General features: G+C 69.7%; 27 protein-coding genes. 16 read left to right on the top strand and 11 right to left on the bottom strand.

Annotated features, from left to right (window positions below; all coding sequences use genetic code 11):
- Positions 1-64: 64 nt before the first annotated feature.
- From aroE to WDZ95_RS12660, 3 genes are read left to right on the top strand one after another with little or no spacing between them, the layout of a single operon-like run.
- Positions 65-886: a shikimate dehydrogenase gene (gene aroE / locus WDZ95_RS12650; RefSeq protein ID WP_425778895.1), complete on the top strand. Its 822-nt coding sequence runs from the start codon at positions 65-67 to the stop codon at positions 884-886.
- Positions 887-942: 56 nt separating this feature from the next.
- Positions 943-1401 (top strand): type II 3-dehydroquinate dehydratase, encoded by a 459-nt coding sequence (gene aroQ, locus WDZ95_RS12655; protein WP_425778897.1) that lies wholly within the window; start codon positions 943-945, stop codon positions 1399-1401.
- Entirely contained in the window at positions 1398-2288 is an 891-nt protein-coding gene (locus tag WDZ95_RS12660) for a DMT family transporter (protein ID WP_425778899.1), read from the top strand. The genes aroQ and WDZ95_RS12660 overlap by 4 nt, the downstream gene beginning before the upstream one ends.
- On the opposite strand, the gene WDZ95_RS12665 is transcribed toward WDZ95_RS12660, so the two are convergent.
- Positions 2245-3450, bottom strand: coding sequence for an MFS transporter (locus WDZ95_RS12665; protein WP_425778901.1), 1206 nt, complete (start codon positions 3448-3450; stop codon positions 2245-2247). The two genes, WDZ95_RS12660 and WDZ95_RS12665, sit on opposite strands and share 44 nt — an antisense overlap.
- A gap of 3 nt (positions 3451-3453) precedes the next feature.
- The gene (aroC, locus tag WDZ95_RS12670) at positions 3454-4554 is read right to left on the bottom strand and encodes a chorismate synthase (protein WP_425778903.1); all 1101 of its coding nucleotides are present in this window, start codon (positions 4552-4554) and stop codon (positions 3454-3456) included.
- 120 nt (positions 4555-4674) lie between these two features.
- On the opposite strand from aroC, the gene WDZ95_RS12675 reads away from it, so the two are divergent.
- Positions 4675-5100: a cupin domain-containing protein gene (locus WDZ95_RS12675; RefSeq protein WP_425778905.1), complete on the top strand. Its 426-nt coding sequence runs from the start codon at positions 4675-4677 to the stop codon at positions 5098-5100.
- A 30-nt stretch (positions 5101-5130) separates the two neighbouring features.
- Here the strand turns inward: WDZ95_RS12675 and WDZ95_RS12680 are convergent, their stop codons facing one another.
- Positions 5131-5787 (bottom strand): glutathione S-transferase, encoded by a 657-nt coding sequence (locus tag WDZ95_RS12680; protein WP_425778907.1) that lies wholly within the window; start codon positions 5785-5787, stop codon positions 5131-5133.
- Positions 5788-5926: 139 nt separating this feature from the next.
- On the opposite strand from WDZ95_RS12680, the gene WDZ95_RS12685 reads away from it, so the two are divergent.
- Complete coding sequence (locus WDZ95_RS12685) at positions 5927-7138, top strand: polyhydroxyalkanoate depolymerase (protein ID WP_425778970.1); 1212 nt, start codon at positions 5927-5929, stop codon at positions 7136-7138.
- Positions 7139-7147: 9 nt separating this feature from the next.
- On the opposite strand, the gene WDZ95_RS12690 is transcribed toward WDZ95_RS12685, so the two are convergent.
- Positions 7148-7612, bottom strand: coding sequence for a CBS domain-containing protein (locus WDZ95_RS12690; RefSeq protein WP_425778909.1), 465 nt, complete (start codon positions 7610-7612; stop codon positions 7148-7150).
- 89 nt (positions 7613-7701) lie between these two features.
- Here WDZ95_RS12690 and WDZ95_RS12695 point away from each other — a divergent pair, with 89 nt between their 5' ends.
- Genes WDZ95_RS12695 through WDZ95_RS12705 form a run of 3 tightly spaced genes read left to right on the top strand, consistent with a single transcriptional unit; the run spans position 7702 to position 11098 of the window.
- The gene (locus WDZ95_RS12695) at positions 7702-9009 is read left to right on the top strand and encodes an O-acetylhomoserine aminocarboxypropyltransferase (RefSeq protein WP_425778911.1); all 1308 of its coding nucleotides are present in this window, start codon (positions 7702-7704) and stop codon (positions 9007-9009) included.
- Positions 9009-9827: an alpha/beta fold hydrolase gene (locus WDZ95_RS12700; protein WP_425778913.1), complete on the top strand. Its 819-nt coding sequence runs from the start codon at positions 9009-9011 to the stop codon at positions 9825-9827. The genes WDZ95_RS12695 and WDZ95_RS12700 overlap by 1 nt, the downstream gene beginning before the upstream one ends.
- Complete coding sequence (locus tag WDZ95_RS12705; protein ID WP_425778914.1) at positions 9824-11098, top strand: cytochrome P450; 1275 nt, start codon at positions 9824-9826, stop codon at positions 11096-11098. Before WDZ95_RS12700 ends, WDZ95_RS12705 begins: the two co-directional genes overlap by 4 nt.
- On the opposite strand, the gene WDZ95_RS12710 is transcribed toward WDZ95_RS12705, so the two are convergent.
- Positions 11085-12326 (bottom strand): YihY family inner membrane protein, encoded by a 1242-nt coding sequence (locus WDZ95_RS12710; protein ID WP_425778916.1) that lies wholly within the window; start codon positions 12324-12326, stop codon positions 11085-11087. The genes WDZ95_RS12705 and WDZ95_RS12710 overlap by 14 nt on opposite strands.
- 39 nt (positions 12327-12365) lie before the next feature.
- On the opposite strand from WDZ95_RS12710, the gene WDZ95_RS12715 reads away from it, so the two are divergent.
- The 6 genes from WDZ95_RS12715 to xth are packed head-to-tail and all read left to right on the top strand — an operon-like array spanning position 12366 to position 17337.
- Positions 12366-12812 (top strand): DUF2069 domain-containing protein, encoded by a 447-nt coding sequence (locus WDZ95_RS12715; protein WP_425778918.1) that lies wholly within the window; start codon positions 12366-12368, stop codon positions 12810-12812.
- A 16-nt stretch (positions 12813-12828) separates the two neighbouring features.
- Entirely contained in the window at positions 12829-14250 is a 1422-nt protein-coding gene (locus tag WDZ95_RS12720; RefSeq protein WP_425778920.1) for an FAD-binding oxidoreductase, read from the top strand.
- Positions 14247-15197 carry a transglycosylase SLT domain-containing protein gene (locus WDZ95_RS12725; protein ID WP_425778922.1) on the top strand — a complete coding sequence of 317 codons (951 nt, stop codon included), beginning with the start codon at positions 14247-14249 and terminating at the stop codon, positions 15195-15197. Before WDZ95_RS12720 ends, WDZ95_RS12725 begins: the two co-directional genes overlap by 4 nt.
- Before the next feature lie 51 nt (positions 15198-15248).
- Entirely contained in the window at positions 15249-16064 is an 816-nt protein-coding gene (locus tag WDZ95_RS12730; protein ID WP_425778924.1) for a thymidylate synthase, read from the top strand.
- A 13-nt stretch (positions 16065-16077) separates the two neighbouring features.
- Positions 16078-16569 carry a dihydrofolate reductase gene (locus WDZ95_RS12735; protein WP_425778926.1) on the top strand — a complete coding sequence of 164 codons (492 nt, stop codon included), beginning with the start codon at positions 16078-16080 and terminating at the stop codon, positions 16567-16569.
- Positions 16570-16572: 3 nt separating this feature from the next.
- Positions 16573-17337, top strand: a complete 765-nt coding sequence (gene xth / locus WDZ95_RS12740; protein WP_425778928.1) for an exodeoxyribonuclease III — start codon at positions 16573-16575, stop codon at positions 17335-17337.
- A gap of 15 nt (positions 17338-17352) precedes the next feature.
- Here xth and ntrC read toward each other — a convergent pair whose 3' ends face one another.
- The 6 genes from ntrC to WDZ95_RS12770 form a co-directional block, all read right to left on the bottom strand.
- Positions 17353-18915 carry a nitrogen regulation protein NR(I) gene (gene ntrC, locus WDZ95_RS12745; RefSeq protein WP_425778930.1) on the bottom strand — a complete coding sequence of 521 codons (1563 nt, stop codon included), beginning with the start codon at positions 18913-18915 and terminating at the stop codon, positions 17353-17355.
- Positions 18916-18962: 47 nt separating this feature from the next.
- Entirely contained in the window at positions 18963-20066 is a 1104-nt protein-coding gene (glnL, locus tag WDZ95_RS12750) for a nitrogen regulation protein NR(II) (RefSeq protein WP_425778972.1), read from the bottom strand.
- A gap of 54 nt (positions 20067-20120) precedes the next feature.
- Positions 20121-20579 (bottom strand): hypothetical protein, encoded by a 459-nt coding sequence (locus tag WDZ95_RS12755; RefSeq protein ID WP_425778974.1) that lies wholly within the window; start codon positions 20577-20579, stop codon positions 20121-20123.
- Between the two features lie 201 nt (positions 20580-20780).
- Positions 20781-22196 (bottom strand): type I glutamate--ammonia ligase, encoded by a 1416-nt coding sequence (gene glnA, locus WDZ95_RS12760; protein ID WP_425778932.1) that lies wholly within the window; start codon positions 22194-22196, stop codon positions 20781-20783.
- Between the two features lie 258 nt (positions 22197-22454).
- Positions 22455-23267, bottom strand: a complete 813-nt coding sequence (locus tag WDZ95_RS12765; protein WP_425778934.1) for a competence/damage-inducible protein A — start codon at positions 23265-23267, stop codon at positions 22455-22457.
- Positions 23264-24178, bottom strand: coding sequence for an EI24 domain-containing protein (locus WDZ95_RS12770; protein ID WP_425778935.1), 915 nt, complete (start codon positions 24176-24178; stop codon positions 23264-23266). Before WDZ95_RS12770 ends, WDZ95_RS12765 begins: the two co-directional genes overlap by 4 nt.
- Before the next feature lie 62 nt (positions 24179-24240).
- Between WDZ95_RS12770 and WDZ95_RS12775 the strand changes: the two genes are divergently transcribed.
- Together WDZ95_RS12775 and WDZ95_RS12780 are read left to right on the top strand one after the other, a co-directional pair.
- Positions 24241-25065, top strand: a complete 825-nt coding sequence (locus WDZ95_RS12775) for an alpha/beta fold hydrolase (RefSeq protein ID WP_425778937.1) — start codon at positions 24241-24243, stop codon at positions 25063-25065.
- A gap of 221 nt (positions 25066-25286) precedes the next feature.
- On the top strand, positions 25287-26027 hold the full coding sequence (locus tag WDZ95_RS12780) for a DUF2726 domain-containing protein (protein WP_166224869.1): 741 nt from the start codon (positions 25287-25289) through the stop codon (positions 26025-26027).
- Positions 26028-26034: the final 7 nt, after the last annotated feature.

Below are 26034 nucleotides of genomic sequence, written 5' to 3' on the forward strand. Positions count from 1 at the left end.
TGTCCGGCCGTGCGCTGCGTGACAATGGCGGGTTCGCCCAAGACCCTGCCCCCCGAAAGCCTTCATGACCGACCGCTACGCCGTCATCGGCCACCCGATCTCGCACAGCAAATCGCCGCAGATCCACACCGCCTTCGCCCAGGCCACGGGGCAGTCGCTCACGTACACGGCCATCGAAGCCCCGCTCGACGGCTTCGCCGCCACGGTCGAGGCCTTCCGCCGCGAGGGCGGCCGCGGCGTCAACGTGACCCTGCCCTTCAAGCTGCAGGCCTGCGAGCTCGCCACCCATCCGAGCGAGGCCGCGCGCCTGGCCGGCGCGGCCAACGCGCTCAGGTTCGAGGGCCATCGCATCCTGGGCGAGAACTTCGACGGCATCGGCCTGGTGAACGACCTGCAGGTCAACCTCGGCCGGTCCCTGAAAGGCCGGCGCGTGCTGCTGCTGGGCGCCGGTGGCGCCACGCGCGGCGCGCTGCTGCCGATCGCGCAGCAGGGCCCGGCGCTGCTGGCCGTGGCCAACCGCAGCGCCGACAAGGCGCACGCGCTGCGCGCCGATTTCGCGGCCCACGCCGCGCTGCAGAGCGGTGGCTACGCCGACCTCGCGGGCGAGGCCTTCGACGTGGTGATCAATGCCACCTCGGCCGGCCTCGCGGGCGAGGCGCTGCCGCTGCCCGCGGGCCTGTTCGCACCCGGCGCGCTGGCCTACGACATGGTGTACGGCAAGGGGCTCACCCCGTTCCTGCGCCAGGCGCGCGAGGCCGGCGTGCAGACCCTGGCCGATGGCGTGGGCATGTTGGTGGAGCAGGCGGCCGAGGCTTTTCTGTGGTGGCGCGGTGTGCGCCCATCCACCAAAGCGGTGATCGAAGCGCTCACGGTGCCGCTGGCCTGAGCCGGCCGCGGGCCCCGCTGGTTTAAGCTTGATCGATTCCCGAGGAGACACCACCCATGCCCGCCATCCTGCTGCTCAACGGTCCCAACCTCAACCTGCTCGGCACGCGCGAACCCGGCACCTACGGCGCGGCCACGCTGGCCGACGTCGAGGCCAACTGCCGTGCCGCCGCCGCGCGCCATGGCCACACGCTCGAGGCCCTGCAGAGCAACCACGAAGGCGCGCTGATCGACGCCATCCATGCCGCGGGCCGACGCTTCAAGGCCGGCGAGCTGCTGGGCGTGGTGATGAACCCGGGCGCCTACACCCACACCTCCATCGCGCTGCACGACGCGATCGCCGGCGTGGCGCCGCTGCCCGTGATGGAGGTGCACATCTCCAACGTGCACGCGCGCGAAGCCTTCCGCCACCACTCGTACATCTCGCCCGTGGCCGCGGGCATCGTGGTGGGCATGGGCATCGCGGGCTACGAGCTCGCCATCGAGGGGCTGGTCCGCAAGTCCGCTGCGCGGTGAAGACGCGCCACTTCGCGCAGCTCGTGGGCCTGTCGGCCCTGTGGGGCAGCTCGTTCCTGTTCCTGCGCATCGCGGCCCCGCTGCTGGGGCCGCTCACGCTGGCCGGCCTGCGCGTGTCGCTGGCCATCGTGGCGCTGATGTGCATCATGCGCGCGCTGCGCCAGCCCTGGCCCTGGCGGCACTGGCGCGAACTCGGGCTGCTGGGCATGCTCACCGTGGCCCTGCCCTTCCTGCTGTACTCCTGGGCCTCGCTGCGCCTGCCGGCAGGCTACAGCGCGCTGCTCAACACCACGGCGGTGCTGTTCGGCACCCTGGCCGCGGCCTGGTTCAAGGAAGACACGCTCACCGTGCGCAAGCTGCTCGGCTGCGCCGTGGGCTTCGCGGGCGTGGCACTGATCGTGCAGCTTGGCCCGGTGCGGCTCGACGGTCCCACGGTGCTCGCCGTGCTGGCCTGCATCGTGGCCTCGGCCTGCTACGGCGCGTCCACCCCGCTCATGAAACGCGCCACCACGCGCATGGAGCCGCTGGCCATTGCCGGCGGCCTGCATCTGGCCGCGCTGGTGGTGCTCGCGCCGGGCGCGCTCTGGGCCCTGCCACAGGCGCAGTTCACGCCCGCGGCGATGCTCTCGGTGCTGGTGCTGGGCGTGGTCACCTCGGGCGTGGCCTACTGGATCCACCTGCGCATCATCCGCCAGGTCTCGCCCGTGGCGGCCATCAGCCCGGCCTTCATGATCCCGGTGTTCGGCGTCACCTGGGGCCACCTGTTCCTGGGCGAAGAACTCTCCAGCGGGATCTTCGTGGGCGGCGCGCTGGTGCTGGTGGCCACCGCGCTCGTCACGGGCTTCAACCCCTTGCGCCGCTGGCTCGCGTCAACGCCCGCACCCTGAGCGCGCACAGCGCCGCGGCAAAACCGCAGGCGCTGGCGAGCCAGAACACGCTGGACAGGCCGAAGCGGCTCGACACCAGCCCGCCCAGCACCCCGCCGCTCACGCCCGACAGGCCATAGCCGATCACCGCGTACAGCGCCTGCCCGCGCCCGCGCAGGCGGCCTGGAAAGTGCTCGCTGATCCAGGCGATGCACACCGTGTGGTGGGCCGCGAAGGTGATGGCGTGCAGCAGCTGCGCGAGCGCCAGCACTGGCCACACCGCGGGCAGCGTGGCGGTGACCGCCATGCGCAGCCCCATGAGCACGCCCGCGAGCACCAGCCAGCCCGGCAGCCGCAGCGCGGGCAGCCAACGGCCCTGGGTGAAGAACCAGCCGATCTCGATCAGCACCGAGATCGCCCAGAACAGGCCGATGGCCGATTTGGCGTAGCCCTGCGCATCGAGGTGCAGCGAGAAGAACACGTAGACGAACACGTGGGCCAGCACGTGGAAGAACACCGCCGCGAAGAACCAGCGCACGCGCGGCTGGCGCAGCACCGGGCCGATGGGCTCGGGGCGCTGCTCGTGCGCGGCGGGCTCGCGGTGGTCGGGCAGCCACCAGGTGCTCAGGGCCACGGCCGCGAGCGTGAGCGAGGTCCAGGCCGCGAAGCTGCCCATGCCGAAGGCGTCGAACCAGGCGCCCGCGAGCAGCACCGTCAGCAGGAAGCCGATCGAGCCCCACACGCGCACGCGGCCATAGCGCCGCGGGTCGAATCGGCCGTCGCGGCTCACGATCTGCGCGAGCACGGCCTCGCTCATGGGCATCATGCCGCTGGTGTGGGTGAACATGCCCAGCAGCACCGCGAACAGCAGCGGCCCGCTGAGCGGAAACCACAGCCCGAGCGAGAACAGCAGCGCGATCGCCGAGCCCAGGCGCAGCAGGCGCACGCGCTCGCCCGTGTGGTCGCTGAGCCAGCCCCAGCCGTAGGGCGCGAACAGCCGCGTGGCCGATTGCACCGAGGTGAGCACGCTGATGGCCAGCAGGCCGAAGCCCATGTCCTTGAGCCACAGCGGCAGGTAGGGGTTGAAGAAGCCGATGTGGGCGAAGTAGCTCGCCGACAGTGCGCAGAAGGCCAGCACGGAGCCGCCGCGCTCGGCCCCCGCGCGGGTCGTCGCCGGAGCCAAGCCTCAGCCCCGCGAGCGCGCGGCGATGTCGGGCGTGTCGGTGACCACGTCGCCGCACTGCGCGCGGTGGCGCAGCGCGTGGTCCATCACCACCAGCGCGAGCAGCGCCTCGGCGATGGGCGTGGCCCGGATGCCCACGCAGGGGTCGTGGCGGCCCTTGGTGATGACCTCGGTGCTCGCGCCGGTGATGTCGATGCTCTCGCGCGGCACCAGGATGGAGCTCGTGGGCTTGATGGCGATCTGCACCTCCAGGTCCTGGCCGGTGCTGATGCCGCCGAGCACGCCGCCGGCCTTGTTGGCCGCGAAGCCCTCGGGCGTGAGGCTGTCGCCGTGGGTGCTGCCGAAATCGGCCACGCTCGCAAAGCCCGCGCCGATCTCCACGCCCTTGACGGCGTTCAGGCCCATCATGGCGTGGGCGATGTCGGCGTCGAGCCGGTCGTACAGCGGCTCGCCCAGGCCCACGGGCATGCCGCTGGCCGTGACGCGCAGCCGCGCGCCGCAAGAGTCGCCGCGCTTGCGCAGCGCGCCCATGTAGTCCTCGAGCGCGGACACGTCGGCCACGGGCGCGAAGAAGGGGTTGTTCGGCACGTGCTCCCAGCCCTCGAAAGGAATGGCGAGCTCGCCGATCTGCACCATGCAGCCGCGGAAGGTGGTGCCGAACTTCTGCGCCAGCCACTTCTTGGCCACCGCGCCGGCGGCCACGGTGGGCGCGGTGAGCCGGGCCGAGGAGCGACCGCCACCGCGCGGGTCGCGGATGCCGAATTTCTGCCAGTAGGTGTAGTCGGCGTGGCCGGGGCGGAAGCTGCGCGCGATCTCGCTGTAGTCCTTGCTGCGCTGGTCGGTGTTGCGGATCAGCAGGCAGATGGGCGTGCCGGTGGTCTTGCCCTCGTACACGCCGCTGAGGATCTCGACCGCGTCGGGCTCGTTGCGCTGGGTGACGAACTTGCTGGTGCCGGGGCGGCGGCGGTCGAGGTCGCCCTGGATATCGGCCTCGGACAGGTCCATGCCCGGGGGGCAGCCGTCGATGACGCAGCCGATGGCCGGGCCGTGGGATTCGCCGAAGTTCGTGACCCGGAACAGGGTGCCTAGGGTGTTGCCGCTCATGGGCGCCGATTATCGGCGAGTGCCCGGCACGGGCCGGCCAGGGCTGGTTCCGGAATGCTTCGTGCTTCGGCTTGCATAGCAGCCCAGCCGCGGCTGCCATGCCCCAGAAAGGAGCGTCACATGCTGGATCGCACCGGAACCCTGTTTTCGCACGTCAAGCCCGCCGACACGCCCTACCAGGGCGGCGGCCTGCGCGACTTCTTCCTCTACCGCGACCTGGGCATCGCCAAGGCCACGCACGGCAAGGTGATCGCGCACCTGGTGAAGGCCAACCTGCCGCCCGAGGGCGGCACCGGCTGGCACCGGCACGAGGCCGATTTCCAGATCGTGATCATGCTCAAGGGCTGGGCGCGCTTCATGTACGAGGACCAGGTGACGCTGGTGGAGGCCGGCGACTGCGTGCACCAGCGGCCCGGGGTGCGGCACTACCTGTTCGACTACTCGCCCGACATGGAGTACCTGGAAATCGTCTCGCCCGCCGATTTCAAGACGGTGGACGTGGACCCGGTGTGCGAAATCCCGAAGCCGACGCCTTGGCCGGCGTGAGGCCTTTCTCGCCCGCTGGATCGGCGGGCGTCAGAACTCCGCATCCAACTCGTCGATCTCGTCCGGCTCGGCCTCGGCCGCGGCCACCCATTCCTGCATCGCCGGCAGCCCCATGACCGTGTCGCAGTAGGCCACGCACACCGGGTCCAGCGGCACCGCGTAGGTGATGAAGCGCGTCACCACCGGCGCGAACATGGCGTCGGCGATACAGGGCCGGGCGCCGAACAGCCAGGGGCCACCGTAGCTGGCGAGGCACTCGGTCCAGATCGCCTCGATGCGGTCGATGTCGGTCTGCGCGCGGCTCCAGAGCTTGAAGCCCGGGAAGTGGGCCTTGATGTTCATGGGCAGCGACGAGCGCAGCGCCGTGAAGCCCGAGTGCATCTCGCCGCAGATCGCACGGCAGTGCGCGCGCGCCGCGCGGTCGGCCGGCAGCAGGCCGGCATCGGGCTTGATCTCGTTGAGGTACTCGCCGATGGCCAGCACGTCCCACACCGTGACGCCCTCGTGCACCAGCGAGGGCACGCGCATGGACGACGAGAGCAGCAGCATCTCGGCGCGCACCGAAGGGTCGTCGGGCGGGATCACCTTCTCGGTGAACTTCAGGCCCGCGAGCTTGCACATGAGCCAGCCGCGCAGGGCCCAGGCCCCGTAGTTCTTGCTGCTGATGGTGAGTTCTGCCGTGGCCATGGGCGTCTCCTGTGGATGCACGGCCGCAGCAAAGCCTGTGCCATGCGCGGGCCGGCGCGAGGCACCGCCACGGTGCACGGCCGGGCTGGCGCAGGACTTGCCTGCATGCCGCGCATCCCTCCCCGAGAGGCACACCATGCTGCTCTATCAGGCCTACCAGACCCAGTCCGACCTGCTCTCACCCTGGCGGCTGGCCGCCCAGTCGCTGGCCTCGGCGCTGTGGGTGCCGCGCACGGAGCGCACCTGGCTGCGCCAGCTCGCGGCCGCCTGCGACCTCGTGGGCCGCCTGCGCCTCACCCACAGCCGCCCGCCCTATGGCATCGGCGAGGTGCAGGTGAACGGCGAGCCGGTGGCGGTGGACGAAACCGTGGCGCTGCAGCTGCCCTTTGGCAGCCTGCTGCACTTCCAGAAGCGCGCGGCCGACCCCGGCCCGCCGGTGCTGCTCGTGGCGCCGCTCTCGGGCCACTTCGCCACGCTGCTGCGCGAAACCGCGCGCACCCTGCTGCAGGACCACGACGTCTACATCACCGACTGGCACAACGCGCGCGACGTGCACCTGCGCCACGGCGCCTTCGGGCTCGACGACTACATCGACTACCTGATGCGCTTCACCGCGCACCTGGGCCCGGGCGCGCACATGGTGGCGGTGTGCCAGCCCTGCGTGGCGGCGCTCGCCGCCACGGCGCTCATGGCCGAGAACGGAGACCCCGCCGCACCCGTCAGCCTCACGCTCATGGCGGGCCCGGTGGACTGCCGCGTGAACCCCACCGAGGTGAACCGGTTGGCCACCAGCAAGCCCATCGAGTGGTTCGAGCAGAACCTCATCAGCCACGTGCCGCTGCCGCACGCGGGCCACCTGCGCCGCGTGTACCCCGGTTTCGTGCAGCTCACGGCCTTCATGAGCATGAACCCCGAGCGGCACCAGCAGTCGTTTCGCACCATGGTCGATCACCTGGTGGACGGCCGCGTGGACGAGGCCCGCACCATCCAGGACTTCTACGAGGAATACCTGGCCGTGAACGACCTGCCGGCCGAGTTCTACCTGGAGACGGTGGCCAAGGTGTTCCAGACCTTCGACCTCGCGCGCGGCGAGCTGATGTGGCGCGGCCGGCGCGTGAACACCGCGGCGATCCGGCGCACGGCGCTGATGACGGTGGAGGGCGAGCGCGACGACATCTGCGCCATCGGCCAGACCGTGGCGGCCCAGGACCTGTGCCCGGGCATCCGGCCCTACCGCAAGACGCACCACATCCAGACGGGGGTGGGCCACTACGGCGTGTTCAGCGGGCGGCGCTGGCAGGCGCAGATCTACCCGCGCGTGCGCGAGCACATCCACGCCAGCCTGGGCTGAGCGCGGGGCTCAGCGCGGCTGCGGGTCTTGCGCAGCTTCTTCCTCGGGCCAGTCGCGGATGTAGGCCTTGAGCATCTTGTTCTCGAAGTTCTGGCTGTCCACCACGGCCTTGGCCACGTCGTAGAAGCTGATCACGCCCATGAGCATGCGGCTCTCCATGACCGGCATGTAGCGCGTGTGCTTCTCGAGCATCATGGGCCGCACCTGTTCGAGCTCGGTCTCGGGCGTGCAGGTCATGGGGTGATCGTCCATCACCGAGCGCACGGTGCGGTTGCCGAGCTGGCCGCCGTTGTCGGCCAGGGTCTCGATGAGTTCGCGGAAGGTCAGCATGCCCACGAGCTCGCCGTGCTCCATCACGGCCAGCGAGCCGATGTCGTACTGCGCCATGGTCTGCACCGCGGTTTCAAGGCGTTCGTCCGGGGAAACGGTGTAGAGCGTGCCGCCCTTGACGCGCAGGATGTCGCTGACTTTCATGTGTGCTCCTCGGGATGTGTCGCCTGCAGGCGAGACTGGCGGCCAATATAGCCCACAATCCGCCGAAAAACACCCTGGAGACGACACCCATGGCAGGCCATGCCGACCCCGGCTTCGACACGCTCGCGCTGCACGCGGGCGCCAGCCCCGACCCCGCCACCGGCGCCCGCGCCGTGCCCATCCACCTGAGCACTTCGTTCGTCTTCGAGTCGAGCGAGCACGCCGCGGCCCTGTTCAACCTGGAGCGCGCGGGCCACGTGTACAGCCGCATCAGCAACCCCACCAACGCGGTGTTCGAGCAGCGCATGGCCGCGCTCGAAGGCGGCATCGGCGCCATCGCCACGGCCAGCGGCCAGGCCGCGCTGCACCTGGCGGTGGCCACGCTCATGGGCGCGGGCTCGCACATCGTGGCCAGCACCGCGCTCTACGGCGGCAGCCAGAACCTGCTGCACTACACGCTGCGCCGCTTCGGCATAGACACCACCTTCGTCAAGCCCGGCGACATCGACGGCTGGCGCGCCGCGGTGCGGCCCAACACCAAACTCTTCTTCGGCGAAACCGTGGGCAACCCCGGGCTGGACGTGCTCGACATCCCCACCGTGGCGCAGATCGCGCACGAGGCCAAGGTGCCGCTGCTGGTCGATTCCACCCTGACCACGCCCTACCTGGTCAAGCCGCTCGAGCTCGGCGCCGATCTGGTCTACCACTCGGCCACCAAATTCCTCAGCGGCCACGGCACCGTCATCGGCGGTGTGGTGGTCGACGGCGGCAGCTTCGACTGGGACGCCGCGGGCCACTACCCCGAGTTCAGCGAGCCCTACGAGGGCTTTCACAACATGGTGTTCACCGAGGAAAGCACCGTGGGCGCCTTCCTGCTGCGCGCGCGCCGCGAGGGCCTGCGCGACTTCGGCGCCTGCATGAGCCCGCACTCGGCCTGGTTGATCCTGCAGGGCATCGAGACGCTGTCGCTGCGCATGGACCGCCACATGGCCAACACCGAGAAGGTGGTGCAGTTCCTCGCGAGCCACCCGCTGGTGGGCCGCGTGGGCCACCCGCTGATCGAATCGCACCCCAGCCACGCGCTGGCCGAGAAGCTGCTGCGCTTCGGCGCGCGCGGCGCGGGCTCGGTGTTCAGCTTCGACATCAAAGGCTCGCGCGCCCAGGGCCGCGCCTTCATCGAGGCGCTCAAGCTGTTCAGCCACCTCGCCAACGTGGGCGACTGCCGTTCGCTGGTGATCCACCCCGCGAGCACGACCCACTTCCGCATGAGCGACGAAGCGCTCGCGGGCGCGGGCATCGGCCCCGGCACCATCCGCCTGTCCATCGGCCTCGAAGACGCCGACGACCTGATCGACGACCTCAAGCGCGCGCTCAAGGCCGCAGAAAAGGCCGCGTGATGGAACTGCTCGTCAACGGCGCCCGCACCTACTGCTACACCGGCGGCAAGGCGCTCGATCCGGCCAAGCCCACGGTGGTGTTCATCCACGGCGTGCTCAACGACCACAGCGTGTGGATCCTGCAGAGCCGCTACCTGGCCAACCACGGCTTCAACGTGCTCGCGATCGATCTGCCGGGCCACGCCCGCAGCGCGGGCGAAGCGCCATCCAGCGTCGAGGAAGCCGCCGATTTCATCGCCGCCCTGCTCGACGCCGCGGGCGTGCCGCGCGCCGCGCTGGTGGGGCACAGCTGGGGCTCGCTGATCGCGCTCGAGGCCGCGGCCCGCCTCAAAGACCGGGTGACGCACGCGGTGCTCGTGGGCACGGCCTACCCCATGAAGGTCTCGCCCGCGCTCATCGAGTCTTCGCTCAACGAACCCGAGAAGGCGCTGCGCATGGTCAACGTGTTCAGCCGCAGCACCCTGGCCGCGCCGCCCTCGGCGCTGGGCCCGGGCACCTGGGTCTACGGCGCGGGCATGGCGCTGGGCCGGCGCGTGCTGCGCAGCAACCCCGAGGTCAACGTGTTCCACCGCGGCTTCGTGGCCTGCGACCGCTACGCCAACGGCGAGGCCGCCATGCAGGCCTTGACCTGCCCCGTGCTCTTCGTGCTCGGCGCACTCGACCAGATGACGCAGGCCAGGGCCGCGAAGACGCTGATCGACACCGCAAAGGCCACGGGCAAGTCGCACCGGGTGGTCACGCTGCCGGTCGGCCACCACCAGATGACCGAAACCCCTGACGCCACCTTGTTCGCGATCCGCGATTTCCTGCGCGCATGATCACCGCCGAGCTCATCACCCCACCGATGGCGCCCGAGCGCGCCCAGGCCATTGCGCAGGCCTTCGACCTGCGCGCCCTGCCGCCCGATTTCTTCGCCAACCCCTACCCGGTCTACCGCGCGCTGCGCGAGCGCGAGCCGATCCGCCGCATGCCCGACGGCTCGGTCTTCCTCACGCGCTGGGCCGACCTGGTGGCCGTGTACCGCGACGCCCAGGCCTTCAGCTCGGACAAGCAGGTGGAGTTCGCGCCCAAGTACGGCCGGGGCACGCCGCTGTTCGAGCACCACACCACCAGTCTGGTGTTCAATGACCCGCCGCTGCACACGCGCGTGCGCCGCCTGATCATGGGTGCGCTCACGCGCCGCGCCATCGCCGACATGGAGGCCGGCCTGGTGGAACTGGTCGACCGCCTGCTCGACGGCATCGCGGCGCACGAAGGCGGCGACCTGATCGAAGACTTCGCGGCCGCCATCCCGGTGGAGATCATCGGCAACCTGCTGGGCGTGCCGCACGCCGATCGCGGGCCGCTGCGCGAATGGTCGCTCGCCATCCTGGGCGCCCTCGAACCCGTGGTGACGCCCGCGCAGGCCGAGCGCGGCCACCGCGCCGTGACCGAGATGTGCGACTACCTGCGCACCCTGGTGGCCGCGCGGCGCCTGGCCCCCGGCGACCCGGAGCGCGACGTGCTCACGCGCCTGATCCAGGGCGAGGCCGACGGCGAGCAGCTGAGCGAGGTCGAGCTGCTGCAGAACTGCATCTTCCTGCTCAACGCGGGCCACGAGACGACCACCAACCTGATCGGCAACGCGCTGGTGGCGCTGCACGAACACCCGGCCGTGCGCGCGCAACTGCTGCAGCGCATGGCCAGCGGCGACGAGGTGGCCGTGCTCGACCGCGCGGTCGACGAGTTCCTGCGCTACGAGTCGTCGAACCAGCTGGGCAACCGCCGCGCCGTGAAAGACACGCGCATCGGCGAACTCGACCTGCCCGCGGGCACGCTGGTGACGCTGTGCATCGGCGCGGCCAACCGCGACCCGGCGCAGTTCACCGACCCGGAAACGCTGGACATCGCGCGCGAGCCCAACAAGCACCTGGCCTTCGGCTTCGGCATCCACCAGTGCGCGGGGCTGAGCCTGGCGCGGCTCGAAGGGCGCATCGCCATCGGCCGCTTCCTGCGGCGCTTTCCGGCCTACCGGCTCACGGCCGCGCCCACGCGCGGCGGGCGGGCGCGATTCCGCGGTTTCCTGGCCGCGCCCTTCAGCGCGGCATGAGCGGCTCGGGCAAGGCCTCGGCCACGGTCATGCCGGCCCAATGGCTGCGCTCCCACAGGCGCGCCGTGGCGCTGTGCCGCGACAGCAGCAGCTGCTCCATGAGCGGGCCCAGGGCGGTCGTGGCCGGGTCGATCAGCAGCACGTAGCGCTCGCCCTCTTCGTCGAGCCGGCCCAGCCAGTCGAGCGCCACCAGCGCGGCCACCGGCTCTTCGAGCTGCAGCGCCTCCACGCGCAGCGCGGCCGCGATCGCTTCCAGGTTCTGGCCGCGCGGCTGCCCGGCGCGCGCCACGGCGAGCTGGGCCAGCAGTTCGAGCGCGAGCTGGAAGCTCCAGCCCGGCACGTCACCGCGCCGCGCCACGCCGCGCAGCAGGCTCGGCAGGTAGGCCGCGATCACCGCGCCCAGCAGCACGATCACCCAGCCCAGGTAGATCCACACCAGCAGGATGGGCACGGTGGCGAAGGTGCCGTAGAGCACCGAAAAGGTGGGCACCTGCTTGAGGTACCAGGCCAGCACCTGCTTGGCCACCTCCAGGCCCACCGCGGTGAACAGGCCGCCCACGAGCGCATGGCTCCAGCGCACGCGCGTGTTGGGCACGTAGCGGTACAGCGCGGCCATGCCCGCGGTCACCAGCAGCAATTGCAGCGAATCGATCAGCAGGCGCAGCGGCCCCGGCAGGCCCGCGAGGCCGCGCGCGCCGCCGAAGGCGTAGGTGGTGGCCGCCGCGCTCGCCGCCAGCAGCAGCGGCCCCAGCGTGAGCACCGCCCAGTACACCAGGATGCGCTGCGTCACCGGCCGTGCCTGGCGCACGCGCCAGATGTCGTTGAGCTTGCGGTCGATGGTGAGGATGAGCGCGAGCGCCGTGACCAGCAGCGCCAGCGCGCCGGCCCAGCCCATCTGCGTGGCCTTGGCCGCGAACTGGTTGAGGTACATCAGCACCGGGCGCGCGATGCTCTCGGGCACCAGGCTTTCCACCAGGCTGCGCTGCAGGCCGCGCTGCAGCCGGTCGAACATGGGGAAGGCGCTGAAGATGGCCAGCGCCAGCGCGAACAGCGGCACCAGCGAGATCGTGGTGGTGAAGGTGAGGCTGCTGGCGGTGAGGCCCAGGCGGTCTTCGCGGAAGCGCTCCTGCAGCGTGAGCGCGGTGGTGCGCCACGGGAAATTCAGCGCGTTGCGCCACAGGTCGCGCGCCAGGGGACGCAGGGTGTCGAGCCGCTCGGACAAGGTCATGCCGGTATCATGCCAGCCTCGTTTTTTCGCCGGGCCCGCATGTCGTTCCTCTCTTCCGATCCGGCCACGCGCGTGGCCTTCACGCGGCGCCTGGCCGTCGCGAGCCTGGTGGGCCTGATCGCCGTCGGCCTGGCCTGGGAGCTTTGGCTCGCGCCGCTGCGCGAGGGCGGCTCGTGGTGGGCCATCAAGGTGCTGCCGCTGGCGCTGCCGCTGGCCGGCCTGCTCAAGAACCGCATGTACACCTACCGCTGGGTGAGCCTGCTGGTCTGGCTGTACTTCACCGAGGGCGTGGTGCGCGCCACCAGCGGCGAGAGCGGCCTGTCCACGCTCATGGCCGCGCTGCAGACCCTGCTGTGCATCACGCTGTTCGTGGCCTGCGCCCTGCATGTGCGGCTGCGCCTGCGCGCGGCCGGTCCCGAGGCGGTGGCGGCCGACGTGGCCGCGGCCAATGCCGCGGCCGAGCGTGCGGTGGCGCGCGAACCCTGATGCCCCGGTGCCTGCCATGAATGCCGACCTGCTGAACGCCCTGCGTACCGCCCTGGGCCCCGCCCAGGTGCTCACGCGCGACACCCACGACCTCGAAGCCTACGAGCGCGACTGGCGCCAGCGCGCGCATGGCCGCGCCCTGGCCGTGGTGCGGCCCGGCAGCACCGACGAAGTGGCCGCGGCGGTGCGCGCCTGCGCCGCGCACGGCGCGAGCCTGGTGCCCCAGGGCGGCAACACCGGCCTGGTCGTGGGCTCGGTGCCCGACGACAGCGGCACCCAGGTGGTGCTGAGCCTGCAGCGCCTGAACGCGGTGCGCGCGATCGATCGCGCCAACCTCACCATGACGGTGGAGGCCGGCTGCGTGCTGCAGGCGGTGCAGCAGGCGGCCGAGGCCGAGGGCCTGCTGTTCCCGCTGAGCCTCGCGGCCGAGGGCAGTTGCACCATCGGCGGCAACCTGGCCACCAACGCGGGCGGCACGCAGGTGCTGCGCTACGGCAATGCGCGCGAGCTCTGCCTGGGCCTTGAGGTGGTGACGCCCGAGGGCGAGGTGTGGCATGGCCTCTCGGGCCTGCGCAAGGACAACACCGGCTACGACCTGCGCGACCTGTTCGTGGGCAGCGAAGGCACACTGGGCATCATCACCGCGGCCACGCTCAAGCTCTTCCCGCAACCCGCGGCCACGCTCACGGCCTGGGCCGCGGTGCCCTCGCTGCAGGCCGCGGTCGATCTGCTGGGCCTGGCGCAGCAGCGTCTGGCCGCCGGACTCACGGGCTTCGAGGTGATGGGCCAGTTCGCGCTCTCGCTGGTGGCGCGCCACATGCCGCAGCTGCGCGTGCCGCTGTGGCAGGAAACGCCCTATTGCGTGCTGCTCGAGAACAGCGACAGCGAAGGCGAAGACCACGCCCGCGCCCAGTTCGAGGGCCTGCTCGAGGCCGCGATGGAACACGGGCTGGTGAGCGACGCGGTGGTGGCCGAATCGATCGCACAGGCCCATGCGCTCTGGCACATCCGCGAGAGCATCCCGCTCGCGCAAGCGCAGGAAGGCCTGAACATCAAGCACGACATCAGCCTCCCGGTGTCGCGCATCCCGGCCTTCTGCGACGAAGCCGATGCGCTGCTGCAGCGCGAAATCCCCGGCGTGCGGCTGGTGAACTTCGGCCACCTGGGCGACGGCAACCTGCACTACAACGTGCAGGCGCCGGCCGGCGCCGATGCCAAATACTTCCTGCAAACGCAGGAAAGCCGCGTGAACCAACTGGTGTTCGACACGGTGGCCCGTTACCATGGTTCGATCAGCGCCGAGCACGGCGTGGGCAGCCTCAAGGCCGGCCACCTGCCGCACTTCAAGGACCCGGTGGCACTCGCGCTGATGCGCCGCATCAAGGCGGCGCTCGACCCCCACAACCGCTTCAACCCCGGCCGCGTCCTGACGCCATGAACCCGCTGCTTCGCCGCACGCTGCCCGCCCTGGCCATCGGCCTGGGCGCGTTCGTGGGCGCGGCGCAGGCGGTGCAGCCGGTGGACGGCGCGCTGCGCCAGCAATGGCGCGAACAGGCGATCGCGTACGAGCATGGCGAGGGCGTGCCGCGCGACGCGGCACAGGCGGTCCGCCTGTACTGCCAGGCCGCGCTCGCGGGCGACGCGGTGTCGGCCTTCAACCTGGGCTGGATGCACGCCAACGGCCGCGGCCTGTCGCGCAACGACGCGCTCGCGGCGCACTGGTTCGCGCGCGCCGCGCTGCTCGGCGACGAACGTGCGGCCGAGATGTTCAAGCGCCTGGGCGTGGCCGCCGAAAAGCCCGACTGCGTGCGCGAGGCCGAACGGCGCGAGGCGCGCGCGGCCAGCGAACAGGCCGAACGCGCCGAACAGCAGCGCGAGGCCGAACGCAAGGCCGCACTGGCCACGGCCTACCGCGCCCATGTGGACGGGGCCGAGCAGCAGCGCATCATGAAGATCGTCTACAGGCTCGCGCCGCGCTATGGGCTCGAGCCGGGCCTGGTGTACGCGGTGATCCGCGCCGAGTCCAACTTCAACGTGCACGCGGTGTCCGACAAGAACGCGCAGGGGCTGATGCAGCTCATTCCCGAGACCGCGGCGCGCTTCGCGATCAGCAAGCCCTTCGACGCCGAGCAGAACATCCGCGGCGGCATGAGCTACCTGCGCTGGCTGCTGTCGTACTTCCGTGGCCAGGTGCCCCTGGCGGTGGCGGCCTACAACGCGGGCGAGGGCGCGGTCGACAAACACGGCGGCATCCCGCCGTTCGCCGAGACGCGCGACTACGTGCGCCGCATCCAGCGCTTCTACGCGCTCACCGAGCACCCGTTCGACCCCACCATCGCCCCCGCCTCGCCCCTGCTCGCGCAAACGGTTTCGGCGCGGCCCTGAAGACCGCGCGCCATGGCGGTGCAAAATGCCGGCTTGCCATTTGCCGCCGCCATGACCACCGCCCGCCCCGTCCGCTCCCAGTACGAAGATTTCATGCGCCACGTGTACACCACGGGCGTGCCCAAAACGGACCGCACGGGCACCGGCACGGTCAGCGTGTTCGGCCACCAGATGCGCTTCGACCTCAACGAAGGCTTCCCACTCGTGACCACCAAGAAGGTGTTCACCAAGGCCATCATCGTGGAGCTGCTGTGGTTCCTGCGCGGCGACAGCAATGTGAAATGGCTGCAGGAGCGCGGCTGCACCATCTGGGACGAATGGGCGCGCGAAGACGGCGACCTCGGCCCGGTGTACGGCGTGCAGTGGCGCAACTGGCCCACGCCCGACGGCCAGCACATCGACCAGATCGCCGAGGTGGTCAAGCAGCTCAAGACCAACCCCGACTCGCGCCGCATCATCGTGAGCGCCTGGAACGTGGCCGACCTGAACAAGATGGCGCTCATGCCCTGCCACGCCTTCTTCCAGTTCTACGTGGCCGAGGGCAAGCTGAGCTGCCAGCTCTACCAGCGCAGCGCCGACATCTTTCTCGGCGTGCCCTTCAACATCGCGAGCTACGCGCTGCTCACCCACATGCTGGCTCAGCAGTGCGACCTGCAGGTGGGCGAGTTCATCTGGACCGGCGGCGACTGCCACATCTACAGCAACCACCGCGAACAGGTCGAGCTGCAACTCTCGCGCACGCCCTACCCCTATCCCACGCTGCGCATCAAGCGCCGTCCGGCCTCGATCTTCGACTACGAGCTCGACGACTTCGAGATCCTCGACTACCAGCACCACCCGGTGATCAAGGCGCCCGTGGCGGTCTGAAAAGGCCCGAGCCATGCCCCGCCTGAACCTCATCTACGCGCGCGCCGCCAACGGCGTGATCGGCAAGGACAACGCCCTGCCCTGGCACCTGCCCGAAGACCTTGCACACTTCAAGCGCCACACGCTGGGCGCCCCCGTGCTCATGGGCCGCAAGACCTGGGACTCGCTGCCCCCGCGTTTTCGGCCGCTGCCGGGCCGTCAGAACACCGTGCTCACGCGCGACGCGCAATGGCGGGCCGAGGGCGCGCAGCGCGCGGGCTCCTTGCCCGAGGCGCTGGCCCTGTGCGGCGACGCGCCCGAGATCTGGGTGATCGGCGGCGCCGAGCTTTACCGCGAAGCGCTGCCCCACGCCCAGCGCGCGGTCGTGACCGAGATCGCGCAGGCCTTCGAGGGCGACGCCTTCATGCCCGCGCTCGGCCCCGAATGGACCGAGACCACGCGCGAGGCCCATACCGCGGCGAACGGCCTGCCGTTCGCCTTCGTGACCTACGTGCGAAAGCCCTGATCCATGCGCCTTGCCACCTGGAACGTCAACTCGCTGTCCATCCGCCTGCCGCAGGTGCTCGACTGGCTCGCGGCCAACCCGGTCGAGGTGCTGGTGCTGCAGGAGCTCAAGCTCACCGACGACAAGTTCCCCGCGCAGGCCTTCACCGATGCGGGCTACCACGCGCAGTGGCACGGGCAGAAGACCTACAACGGCGTGGCGCTGCTGAGCAAGTCGCCGGCCACCGACGTGGTGAAGAACATCCCGGGCTTCGAGGACGACCACGCGCGCGTGATCGCGGGCACGGTCGACGGCATCCGCGTGATCGGGGGCTACTTTCCCAACGGCCAGGCGCCGGGCAGCGACAAGTTCGCCTACAAGATGCGCTGGCTCGACGCGCTGCGCGAGTGGGTGCGCGGCGAGCTCGCGGCACACCCGTCGCTGGTGCTCATGGGCGACTACAACATCACCTTCGACGACCTCGACGTGTGGGACCCGGTGGGCCTGCGCGAAACCATCCACTGCACGACCGAGGAGCGCGCGCAGCTGCAGGCGCTGATCGGCCTGGGCCTGACCGACAGCGTGCGCCTGTTCCCCCAGCCCGAGAAAAACTACTCCTGGTGGGATTACCGCGACCTCGCCTTCCGCCGCAACCGCGGCCTGCGCATCGACCACATCCTGGTGAGCGAGGCGCTCAAGGCCCGCGCCACGGCCTGCGCGGTGGACAAGCTGCCGCGCAAGAACGAGCGCCCGAGCGATCACGCGCCGGTGGTGCTCACGCTGGCGTGAGCACCGCCCGGGCGGTCACTCCATCCCCAGTTCCTGGATCTTGCGCGTGATGGTGTTGCGGCCGATGCCGAGCTTGTGCGCGGCCTCGATGCGGCGGCCACGCGTGTTGGCCAGCGCGGTCTGGATCAGCCGCGTTTCAAAGCGGCGCGTGAGCACGTCCCACACGTCGGTGCGGCCGGTTTCGAGCAGGGCCAGGGCCTCGGCCTGAAGGCCCGCTTCCCACGAAGACGGCGCGGCGGGCGCATCGGCGGTCATGGGCGCGGGCACGGCCACCACCGGCGCGGTGGCGGGCGCAAGCGCTTCGCGCGCGGTCTCTGCCGCGGCCGGGCTGGCGAACGCCGCCGGCGCCGCGACCGGCGCCAGCGAGGCCGGCAGGGCCGTGCTGGCCGCGGCGACCATCTCGGGGCTGCCCACGGCGCCCAGCACCTCGGGCGGCAGGTCCTTGGTCTCGATCACCTGCGCGGGCGCCATCACGGTCAGCCAGTGGCACACGTTTTCGAGCTGGCGCACGTTGCCCGGGAAATCGAAGCTGCCGAGCAGCTTGAGCGCGGCGTCCGAAATGCGCTTGGGCTCCACGCCGAGCTGCTTGGCGCTCTGCTGCAGGAAGAAGCGCGTGAGCATGGGCACGTCTTCGCGGCGCTCGCGCAGCGCGGGCAGGCGCAGGCGGATCACGTTGAGGCGGTGGAACAGGTCTTCGCGGAACACGCCCTCTTTGACGCGCTGCTCGAGGTTCTGGTGGGTGGCGGCGATCACGCGCACATTGGCGCGCACGGCGCTGTGGCCACCGACGCGGTAGAACTGGCCGTCGGACAGCACACGCAGCAGGCGCGTCTGCAGATCGAAGGGCATGTCGCCGATCTCGTCGAGAAACAGTGTGCCGCCATCGGCCTGCTCGAAGCGGCCGCGGCGCATGGTCTGCGCGCCCGTGAAGGCGCCGCGCTCGTGGCCGAACAGTTCGCTTTCCAGCAGGTCTTTCGGGATCGCGGCGGTGTTGATGGCCACGAAAGGCCCGCTCGCGCGCGGCGAGTGCTTGTGCAATGCGCGCGCCACGAGCTCCTTGCCCGAACCCGATTCGCCCGTGATCAGCACGGTGACCTGGCTCTGGCTCAGGCGGCCGATGGCGCGGAATACGTCCTGCATGGCGGGCGCCTGGCCCAGCATTTCGGGCATGGCGCTCAGGCGCTCTTCGGACACTTCCTCGCGCTGGCTCTCGTCCACCGCGCGGCGGATCAGCTCCACCGCCTTGGTCAGGTCGAAGGGCTTGGGCAGGTACTCGAAGGCCCCGCCCTGGAAGGCCGAGACCGCGCTGTCGAGGTCGGAGAAGGCCGTCATGATGATGACGGGCAGCGCGGGGTAGCGCTGCTTGACCTTCTCGAGCAGGTCCAGGCCCGAACCGCCAGGCATGCGGATGTCGCTCACGAGGATTTGCGGGCCCTCGCTCTCGGGGGTGTCGCTCAGGGCCTTGAGGACTTCGGTGGCGTTGGTGAAGCTGCGCGTGGGCAGGTTTTCGCGGAGCAAAGCCTTCTCGAGCACGAAGCGGATGGACTGGTCGTCATCCACTATCCAGATCGGCTTCATTTATCGGTCGTCCCTTCAGGTGGCTCGGCGAGCGTGGTGCGTGATGGTCAAGGCAACGGAATCAGGATCTTGAAGTCCGTCCGGCCCGGCTCGCTCTCGCACTCGATCAGGCCATGGTGTTGCTGCACGAAGGTTTGCGCCAGCGTCAGCCCCAGGCCGGACCCACCGTCGCGCCCCGAGACCAGGGGAAAGAAGATGCGGTCCTTGATCGAGTCCGGCACGCCGGGCCCGTTGTCGATGACATGCAATTCCAGTGCCAGCCGATAGCGCTGTTTGCCGAAGGTCACCTGACGGCCCACCCGCGTCTTGAGGGTGATGCGCGCATCGCCCGCTTCGATGCGCTCGCTGAGCGCCAGCGCCGCGTTGTGAACGATGTTGAGCAGCGCCTGGATCAGTTGCTCGCGGTCGCCACGGAACTCGGGGATGGAGGTGTCGTAGTCGCGCACGACCTTCAGCCCCTTGGGGAACTCGACCACGATGAGCGAGCGCACGCGCTCGCAGACCTCGTGGATGTTCACATCGCCCACCACGTGCGGCCGGCGGTGCGGTGCGAGCAGGCGGTCGACCAGCGATTGCAGGCGGTCGGCCTCGTGCACGATCACCTGCGTGTACTCGATGAGCTCTTTGCTCTGCAGCTCCATCTGCAGCAGTTGCGCCGCACCGCGGATGCCGCCCAGCGGGTTCTTGATCTCGTGCGCGAGGTTGCGGATCAGCTCCTTGTTGGCCTGCGCCTGGTCGAGCAGGCGCTCTTCGCGCTCCTGCCGGGTCTGCTGTTCCTGCGGCAGCATCTCCACCACCACCTCGCCGGTCTGCTCGGTTTGCGCCACCACCACGTGCACCGGCATCGGCTCGTGGTTGAGGCGGTGCAGGAAGGCGTCGTAGCGCAGCGCCGCGAACTCGTTGCTGCGCGCGCCCTGCAAGGCGTTGTCGAGCAGCACGGGCTCGGTGAAGCAGTCTTGCAGCCGCACGGCCGCGATGCTGCGCCGGGAGATGCCCAGCGCGTCTTCGAGCGCGGCGTTCGCGTAGAGCACCTGGCCTTCGGTGTCGACCACTGCCACGAGCGTGGCGAGCAGGTCGAGGGCCTGGAACCGCGAAGCGGCGGCGGCGTTGGGCCGCGCGGCATCGCGTTCACCGCCGCGCCGCGTGACCAGTTTGAAGAGGGAGAGGGCGTCTGACTTGTTCAAGCCGCCGATTGTGCGACAGGCTCAGTTCAGGCGCTGCAGTTCGCGGCGGATGCTGGCGACATCGTTCTCGGCGCGGGTCACGGCGTCCTTGAGGCTGGCCACGCGGTCGAGGTAGCGCTGGTGGTTGCGGCCTTCGATGCCCTGCTTTTCGGGCTCGCCGTTGGCATAGGCCTTCTGCGCCTCGGCCAGCCGCTCTTCGGCCTTGCGCAGCTCGGCCTCGAGCGTGGCGCGGGCGTCGGCGTCGCGCTGGCGCTGGGCCGCGCTGTCCACGCGCGGGCCGCTGCCCTGAACCGCGCCGTTTCCGCGCGGCGCCGGGGCGGTGCTTGCGGGCGAAGGGCGGGTGCCTTCGATGACCGTGACGTTGCCGCCCTGCAGCGGCACGCAGCCGCGTTGCTTGGCGATCGCCGCGTTGTTGATGTACTCGTTGCCGCAGCGGTAGATGGTGTCCTGGGCGAACACCGGCAAGGCGCCCGTCAGCATGAGCAGGGGCAGCAGGCGACGAACCGGAAAGGACAGGGCAACGGACACAGGCACTCCAAGGCGGTTTTTTCGGCGGGCAGTATGACCGAATTGCCCGGCGAAAGTGCCTCAGGCGAACCCTGCGGAGACGTTCGCCCAAGAAAAAGGGACGGCCGGAGCCGTCCCTCTGCATTCACCGTACCCGCGCAAGCGGGTGCCGGATCACAGGCTGTAGTACATCTCGTACTCGACGGGGTGCGGCGCCATGCGGAAGCGCGTCACCTCGCCCATCTTGAGCTCGATGTAGGCGTCGAGCATCGAGTCGGTGAACACGCCGCCCTTGGTCAGGAAGGCGCGGTCCTTGTCGAGGTACTCGAGGGCCTGGTCGAGGCTGCTGCACACGGTGGGGACCAGCTTGTCCTCTTCGGGCGGCAGGTGGTACAGGTCTTTGGTGGCGGCTTCGCCCGGATGGATCTTGTTTTCCACGCCGTCCAGACCCGCCATCATCAGGGCCGAGAAGGCCAGGTAGGGGTTGGCCGAAGGATCGGGGAAGCGCGCCTCGATGCGGCGGCCCTTGGGGTTCGCCACGTGCGGGATGCGGATCGACGCCGAGCGGTTGCGCGAACTGTAGGCCAGCTTCACGGGCGCTTCGAAGCCGGGCACCAGGCGCTTGTAGCTGTTGGTGCCGGGGTTGGTGATGGCGTTGAGCGCGCGGGCATGCTTGATGATGCCGCCGATGTAGTACAGCGCGAAGTCGCTCAGGCCGGCGTAGCCGTCACCGGCGAACAGGTTCTTGCCGTCTTTCCAGATCGACTGGTGCACGTGCATGCCCGAGCCGTTGTCGCCGGCGTAGGGCTTGGGCATGAAGGTGGCGGTCTTGCCGTAGGCATTGGCCACGTTCCACACCACGTACTTGAGCACCTGGGTCCAGTCGGCGCGCTCCACCAAGGTGGAGAACTTGGTGCCGATCTCGTTCTGGCCGGCACCCGCCACTTCGTGGTGGAACACCTCGACGGGGATGCCCAGCGATTCGAGGATCAGAGACATCTCGGCGCGCATGTCTTGCGTGCTGTCGACCGGGGGCACGGGGAAGTAGCCGCCCTTGACGGTGGGACGGTGACCGCGGTTGCCGCCTTCGAGCTTGGCGCCGCTGTTCCAGGGGGCTTCGTACTCTTCGATCTCGAAGAACACGCGACCGGGTTCGTTGCTGTAGCGAACGCCGTCGAAGATGAAGAACTCGGGTTCCGGTCCGAAGTAGGCGGTGTCGCCCAGGCCGGACGCCTTCAGGTAGGCCTCGGCGCGCTTGGCGATCGAGCGCGGGTCGCGGTCATAGGCCTTGCCGTCGCTGGGCTCGACCACGTCGCACTGCAGGAACAGCGTGGTTTCTTCGAAGAACGGGTCGATGTTGGCGGTGTTCGGGTCGGGCATGAGTTGCATGTCCGAGGCCTCGATGCCCTTCCAGCCAGCGATCGACGAGCCGTCGAAAGCATGGCCCGAAGAAAACTTGTCTTCGTCGAACGCCGAAATCGGCACGGTGACGTGCTGCTCTTTGCCGCGGGTGTCGGTGAAACGGAAATCAACGAACTTGACTTCGTTGTCCTTCACCATCTGCATCACGTCTGCGACGGTCTTGGCCATCAAATGCTCCTGTGTCTCTGGAAGGGGTGGGAAAAAGAAAAGCGACGGCTGGGGGGTATGCAGGTTCCATGCCACTGGGCATGTCGCCCGAGCTCATCCGTGGGGCGAAGCGGCGATTATGGCCCGCGGCCGGTGCGCCAGAACGGTTCCATGTCGGGGCATGGCGCCGGCTCCTGGCGCCTTTGCGCGGGTAAGCGGCAGTCCAACACCGCCGATGCACCACAAGAAGACATTAAGGCACCAACACAGTGCAAACGGTCAGCGCACCACTTCGGGGCCCAGCTCGGCCCCCTGGGCCTGCAGGCCCGCGAGCAGATCGGTGAACGCCGCCGCCACGGCCTCCACCGCGCCCTTGACGCCCAGTTCGATGTGCCGCCCGTAGGTCGGGTGGTCCACGCTGGGCAGGCTGAACACCTTCACGGGGTGGCCGGCTTCGATGCGTTCCATGAGCGGGGTGAGGGCGGCCTCCATGGCCCCCATGACGATCACCGAGCGCTCCTGCCAGGCGTTCGCGCGGTGCAGATGGGCGTAGCGCTGATCGAGCAGGTTCTCGATCATCGGCCAGGCCATGACGGGAAAGCCCGGCACGAAATGCAGCTCCGCGCCCCCGGGCCCGATGCACGAGAAGCCGGGGATCTTGTTGTACGGGTTGGGCACGATACGCGCGCCGGCAGGGAACACCCCCATGTTGTAGCGGTGCACGTTGTCGGGCCGCTGCGGGTCGAAGGGAAGGCCCTGCTCGGCCGCCACGTCGCGCATGCGCTCCTCGATGAGGCGGGCGGCCTCGGGGTGCAACTGCAGTTCCACGCCCAGGGCAGCCGCGGCGCACTGGCGCGTGTGGTCGTCGGGCGTGGCGCCGATGCCGCCGCAGCAGAACACCACGTCGCGGCCGGCGAACGCGCTGCGCAAGGCGTCGGTGATGCGCTCGCGGTCGTCGCCCACCACGCGCGCCCAGGCCAGCGACAGGCCGCGCGCGCCCAGGAGCTCGGCCACTTTGGGCAGGTGCTTGTCCTGGCGTTTGCCGGAGAGGATTTCGTCGCCGACGATGATCAGGCCGAAAGCAGGGCTCATGGTTGGTGCGGTCCGGGGGGCAGAGGAAGCGGGTCGGCCGGCGGCAGGCCATTCGGGGGGGTGACCGAGGCTTCGGACACCGGCGTCGCAGGGGCCGGGTCCACCACCTCGACCGCGGCCGTGGCGCGCAAACGCTCGAGCGCGGCAAGCAGGTAGTGGGCGAACCAGAGCGAGGCGAACGCGAAGACCAGGGTGTAGATCCAGATCGCGACCGGCACCAGCAGCGGCGCCAGGGCGATGAACATGGCCCCCGAGGCCCAGAGCAGGCTGGGCGCTGCGCCCAGGTAGCCGCTGAGCACGCCCATCACCAGCAGCACGCTGCGGTGCTCGCGCATGAGCTGGCGGCGCTCGTCGGCACTGGCGTGGGTGGCCAGCGCATCGAAGGCGAACACGCGGTAGGTCAGCCAGCCCCAGATCAGCGGCGGCAGGATCAGCACCAGGGGCGGGACCAGCCACAGCGGCATGGACAGCAGCAGCGCCAGCACGGCAACCAGCGTGGAGCCGAGCGACCAGAACAGGCCGAGCACCCAGGAGCCGCCGTGGCGCTTGTCCAGACGCGCAAAGCGCCGCTGCCCGACCAGATCCACCATCGCGGGCGTCATGAACAAGGCCACCAGGAGCAGGCAGACCAGCACGATGACGGGCGTGGCCAGCACCAGCACCACCATCGGCGCGAACACCGCACGCAAGGAAGCGAGCCCCATGCGCTCGAGCCAGCTGAGAAAGGCCTGCACGAGGTCAAAGGCTTCGAACCAGGCGGCGACCTCGCTGACGGCCGTGTCCCAGAAGAAGTAGCCGAGCGCGAACGAGAGCACCACCATCAGCACCAGCGGCAGGAAGGAGAGCGCGATCACGCGCGGGTGCAGGCAGTAGGCGACCGAGCGCCAGAAAGCATCGAACATGGATCGCATGGCGCGAAGAATACCCGTCCGCGCACCCGGCGCGCATCCGGCGACGCCGCTACGATCGGCGCATGACCCATATCGACGTGCACGGGGTGCGGCTGGAAGTGGCGCACATCCCGGGAGACAACACGCGCGCGCCCCTGGTGTTCCTGCACGAAGGCCTGGGCAGCGTTTCCCTCTGGACACAGCGGGGCCAGTGCTGGCCCGAAATCCTGTGCCGCGCCACCGGCCGCGCAGGCTGGCTGTATTCGCGGCGCGGCTATGGGCAATCAGACCCGGTCGACGACGTGCGGGGCGAGCCCCGCATCGAGGGTTTCTGGCATGTCGGTCGCCATGAGCCCGACTACATGCACCGCGAAGCGATGGACGTGCTGCCCGCGCTGCTCGCGAAGCTGGGCATCGAGCGGCCCGTGCTGGTCGGGCACTCGGACGGCGCGACCATCGCCCTGCTCCACGCGAGCGCCCACCCCGTGGAGGCGTGTGCGGTGCTGGCGCCCCATGTGTTCGTGGAAGACGTATCGGTGCAGGCCATCGCCCAGGCGCGCGACGCCTACCTGAAAGACCCGGACGCCCCCGGCAGCCTCCGCCAGCGGCTGGCCCGGCACCACCGCGACGTCGACAACGCTTTCTGGCAATGGAACGACGTCTGGCTCAGCCCGGCCTTCCGCGGCTACAACATCGAAGAGGAATGCCGCCGCATCGGCAGCCCGCTGCTGCTGGTGCAGGGCGAAAACGACGAGTACGGCACGCTCGACCAGCTGGAAGCGATCCGCCGTGCTGCGCCCCACGCCGGCCTTCACGCCCTGCCCGCCTGCGGCCACAGCCCGCACCGCGACCAACCCGAGGCATTGACGCGCCTATTGCAGCAGTTCGTGACAAATCCGCGTGTCTGATCACGCATTCCTGCAATTGAGGGATGGGCTCGGGGGAACGGCGCGCGGACAATCCGGGTCCAGCCCGAGAAGCATTTCGCGGCAACGCGGTGCGGCCGCCACAGGCGGCCGGCGCGAATCCCAAGGAAATCACGACCTCGCCGGCTTTCGGCTTGACGCCTCATCGGATCGGTGGCGGCTTCTATACACTTTGATACAAATCTGGCCACCTGCCCGAATCCATGATCGACTGGAACCAACCCTGGCTGCTCGCCGCTCTCACCCCCGCCCTGCTGGCGGTGGGTGCGTTGCTGCACCGCATCTGGGTGGAACGCCAGGCCAAGAAGCGGCGTCGCCTGCCCAAGCACTGGCCGCTGGCAGCGCGCCCCCTGGCCAACAGCGAAGAAGCGCGCGTATGGCACTGGCTCGCGCGCGCCTTCTACGACCACCACGTGATGATCAAGCTGCCGGTCACGCGCTTCACGCTGCCGCGGCAGCGTGAAGAAGGGGTGGACTGGTACAAGCTGCTGGGTGGCGTGTACTGCACTTTCACGATCTGCAAGTCCGACGGGCGTGTGGTGGGCTGCCTCGACGTTCCCGGCCCCGCAGGCATTCCTCGCAGCACGCGGGCGCTCAAGCATTCGCTGCTCAGCCAGATCGGCCTGCCTTATTGGGTGGTTCGGTCCAACAGCCTTCCCACGGTGGCCGAGATCCGCGCCGAATTCCTGGGCGAGTCCGAATTCAACCGTGCGATGCGCGAGCGCGAGATGGAAGAGCGCGCGATCATCGCGGCCCAGACCAACCTGCGCAGTGCCATCAACCGCCAGCGCAGCAGCCGCCCGCACAGCGACTTCAACCCACTGTCGTCGAACTGGCAGAACAGCGTGCCGGCCGACGCGCGCAGCAGCGATTTCAACTCGCAGTGGCAGGACAACAACTCGTTCCTGATGCCGCTGGACAGCCGCAAGGGTGATCTGCTCTGACGCCGCA

The sequence above is a fragment of the Hydrogenophaga sp. T2 genome (genome assembly GCF_049843535.1).
GTDB lineage: Bacteria > Pseudomonadota > Gammaproteobacteria > Burkholderiales > Burkholderiaceae_C > Hydrogenophaga > Hydrogenophaga crocea.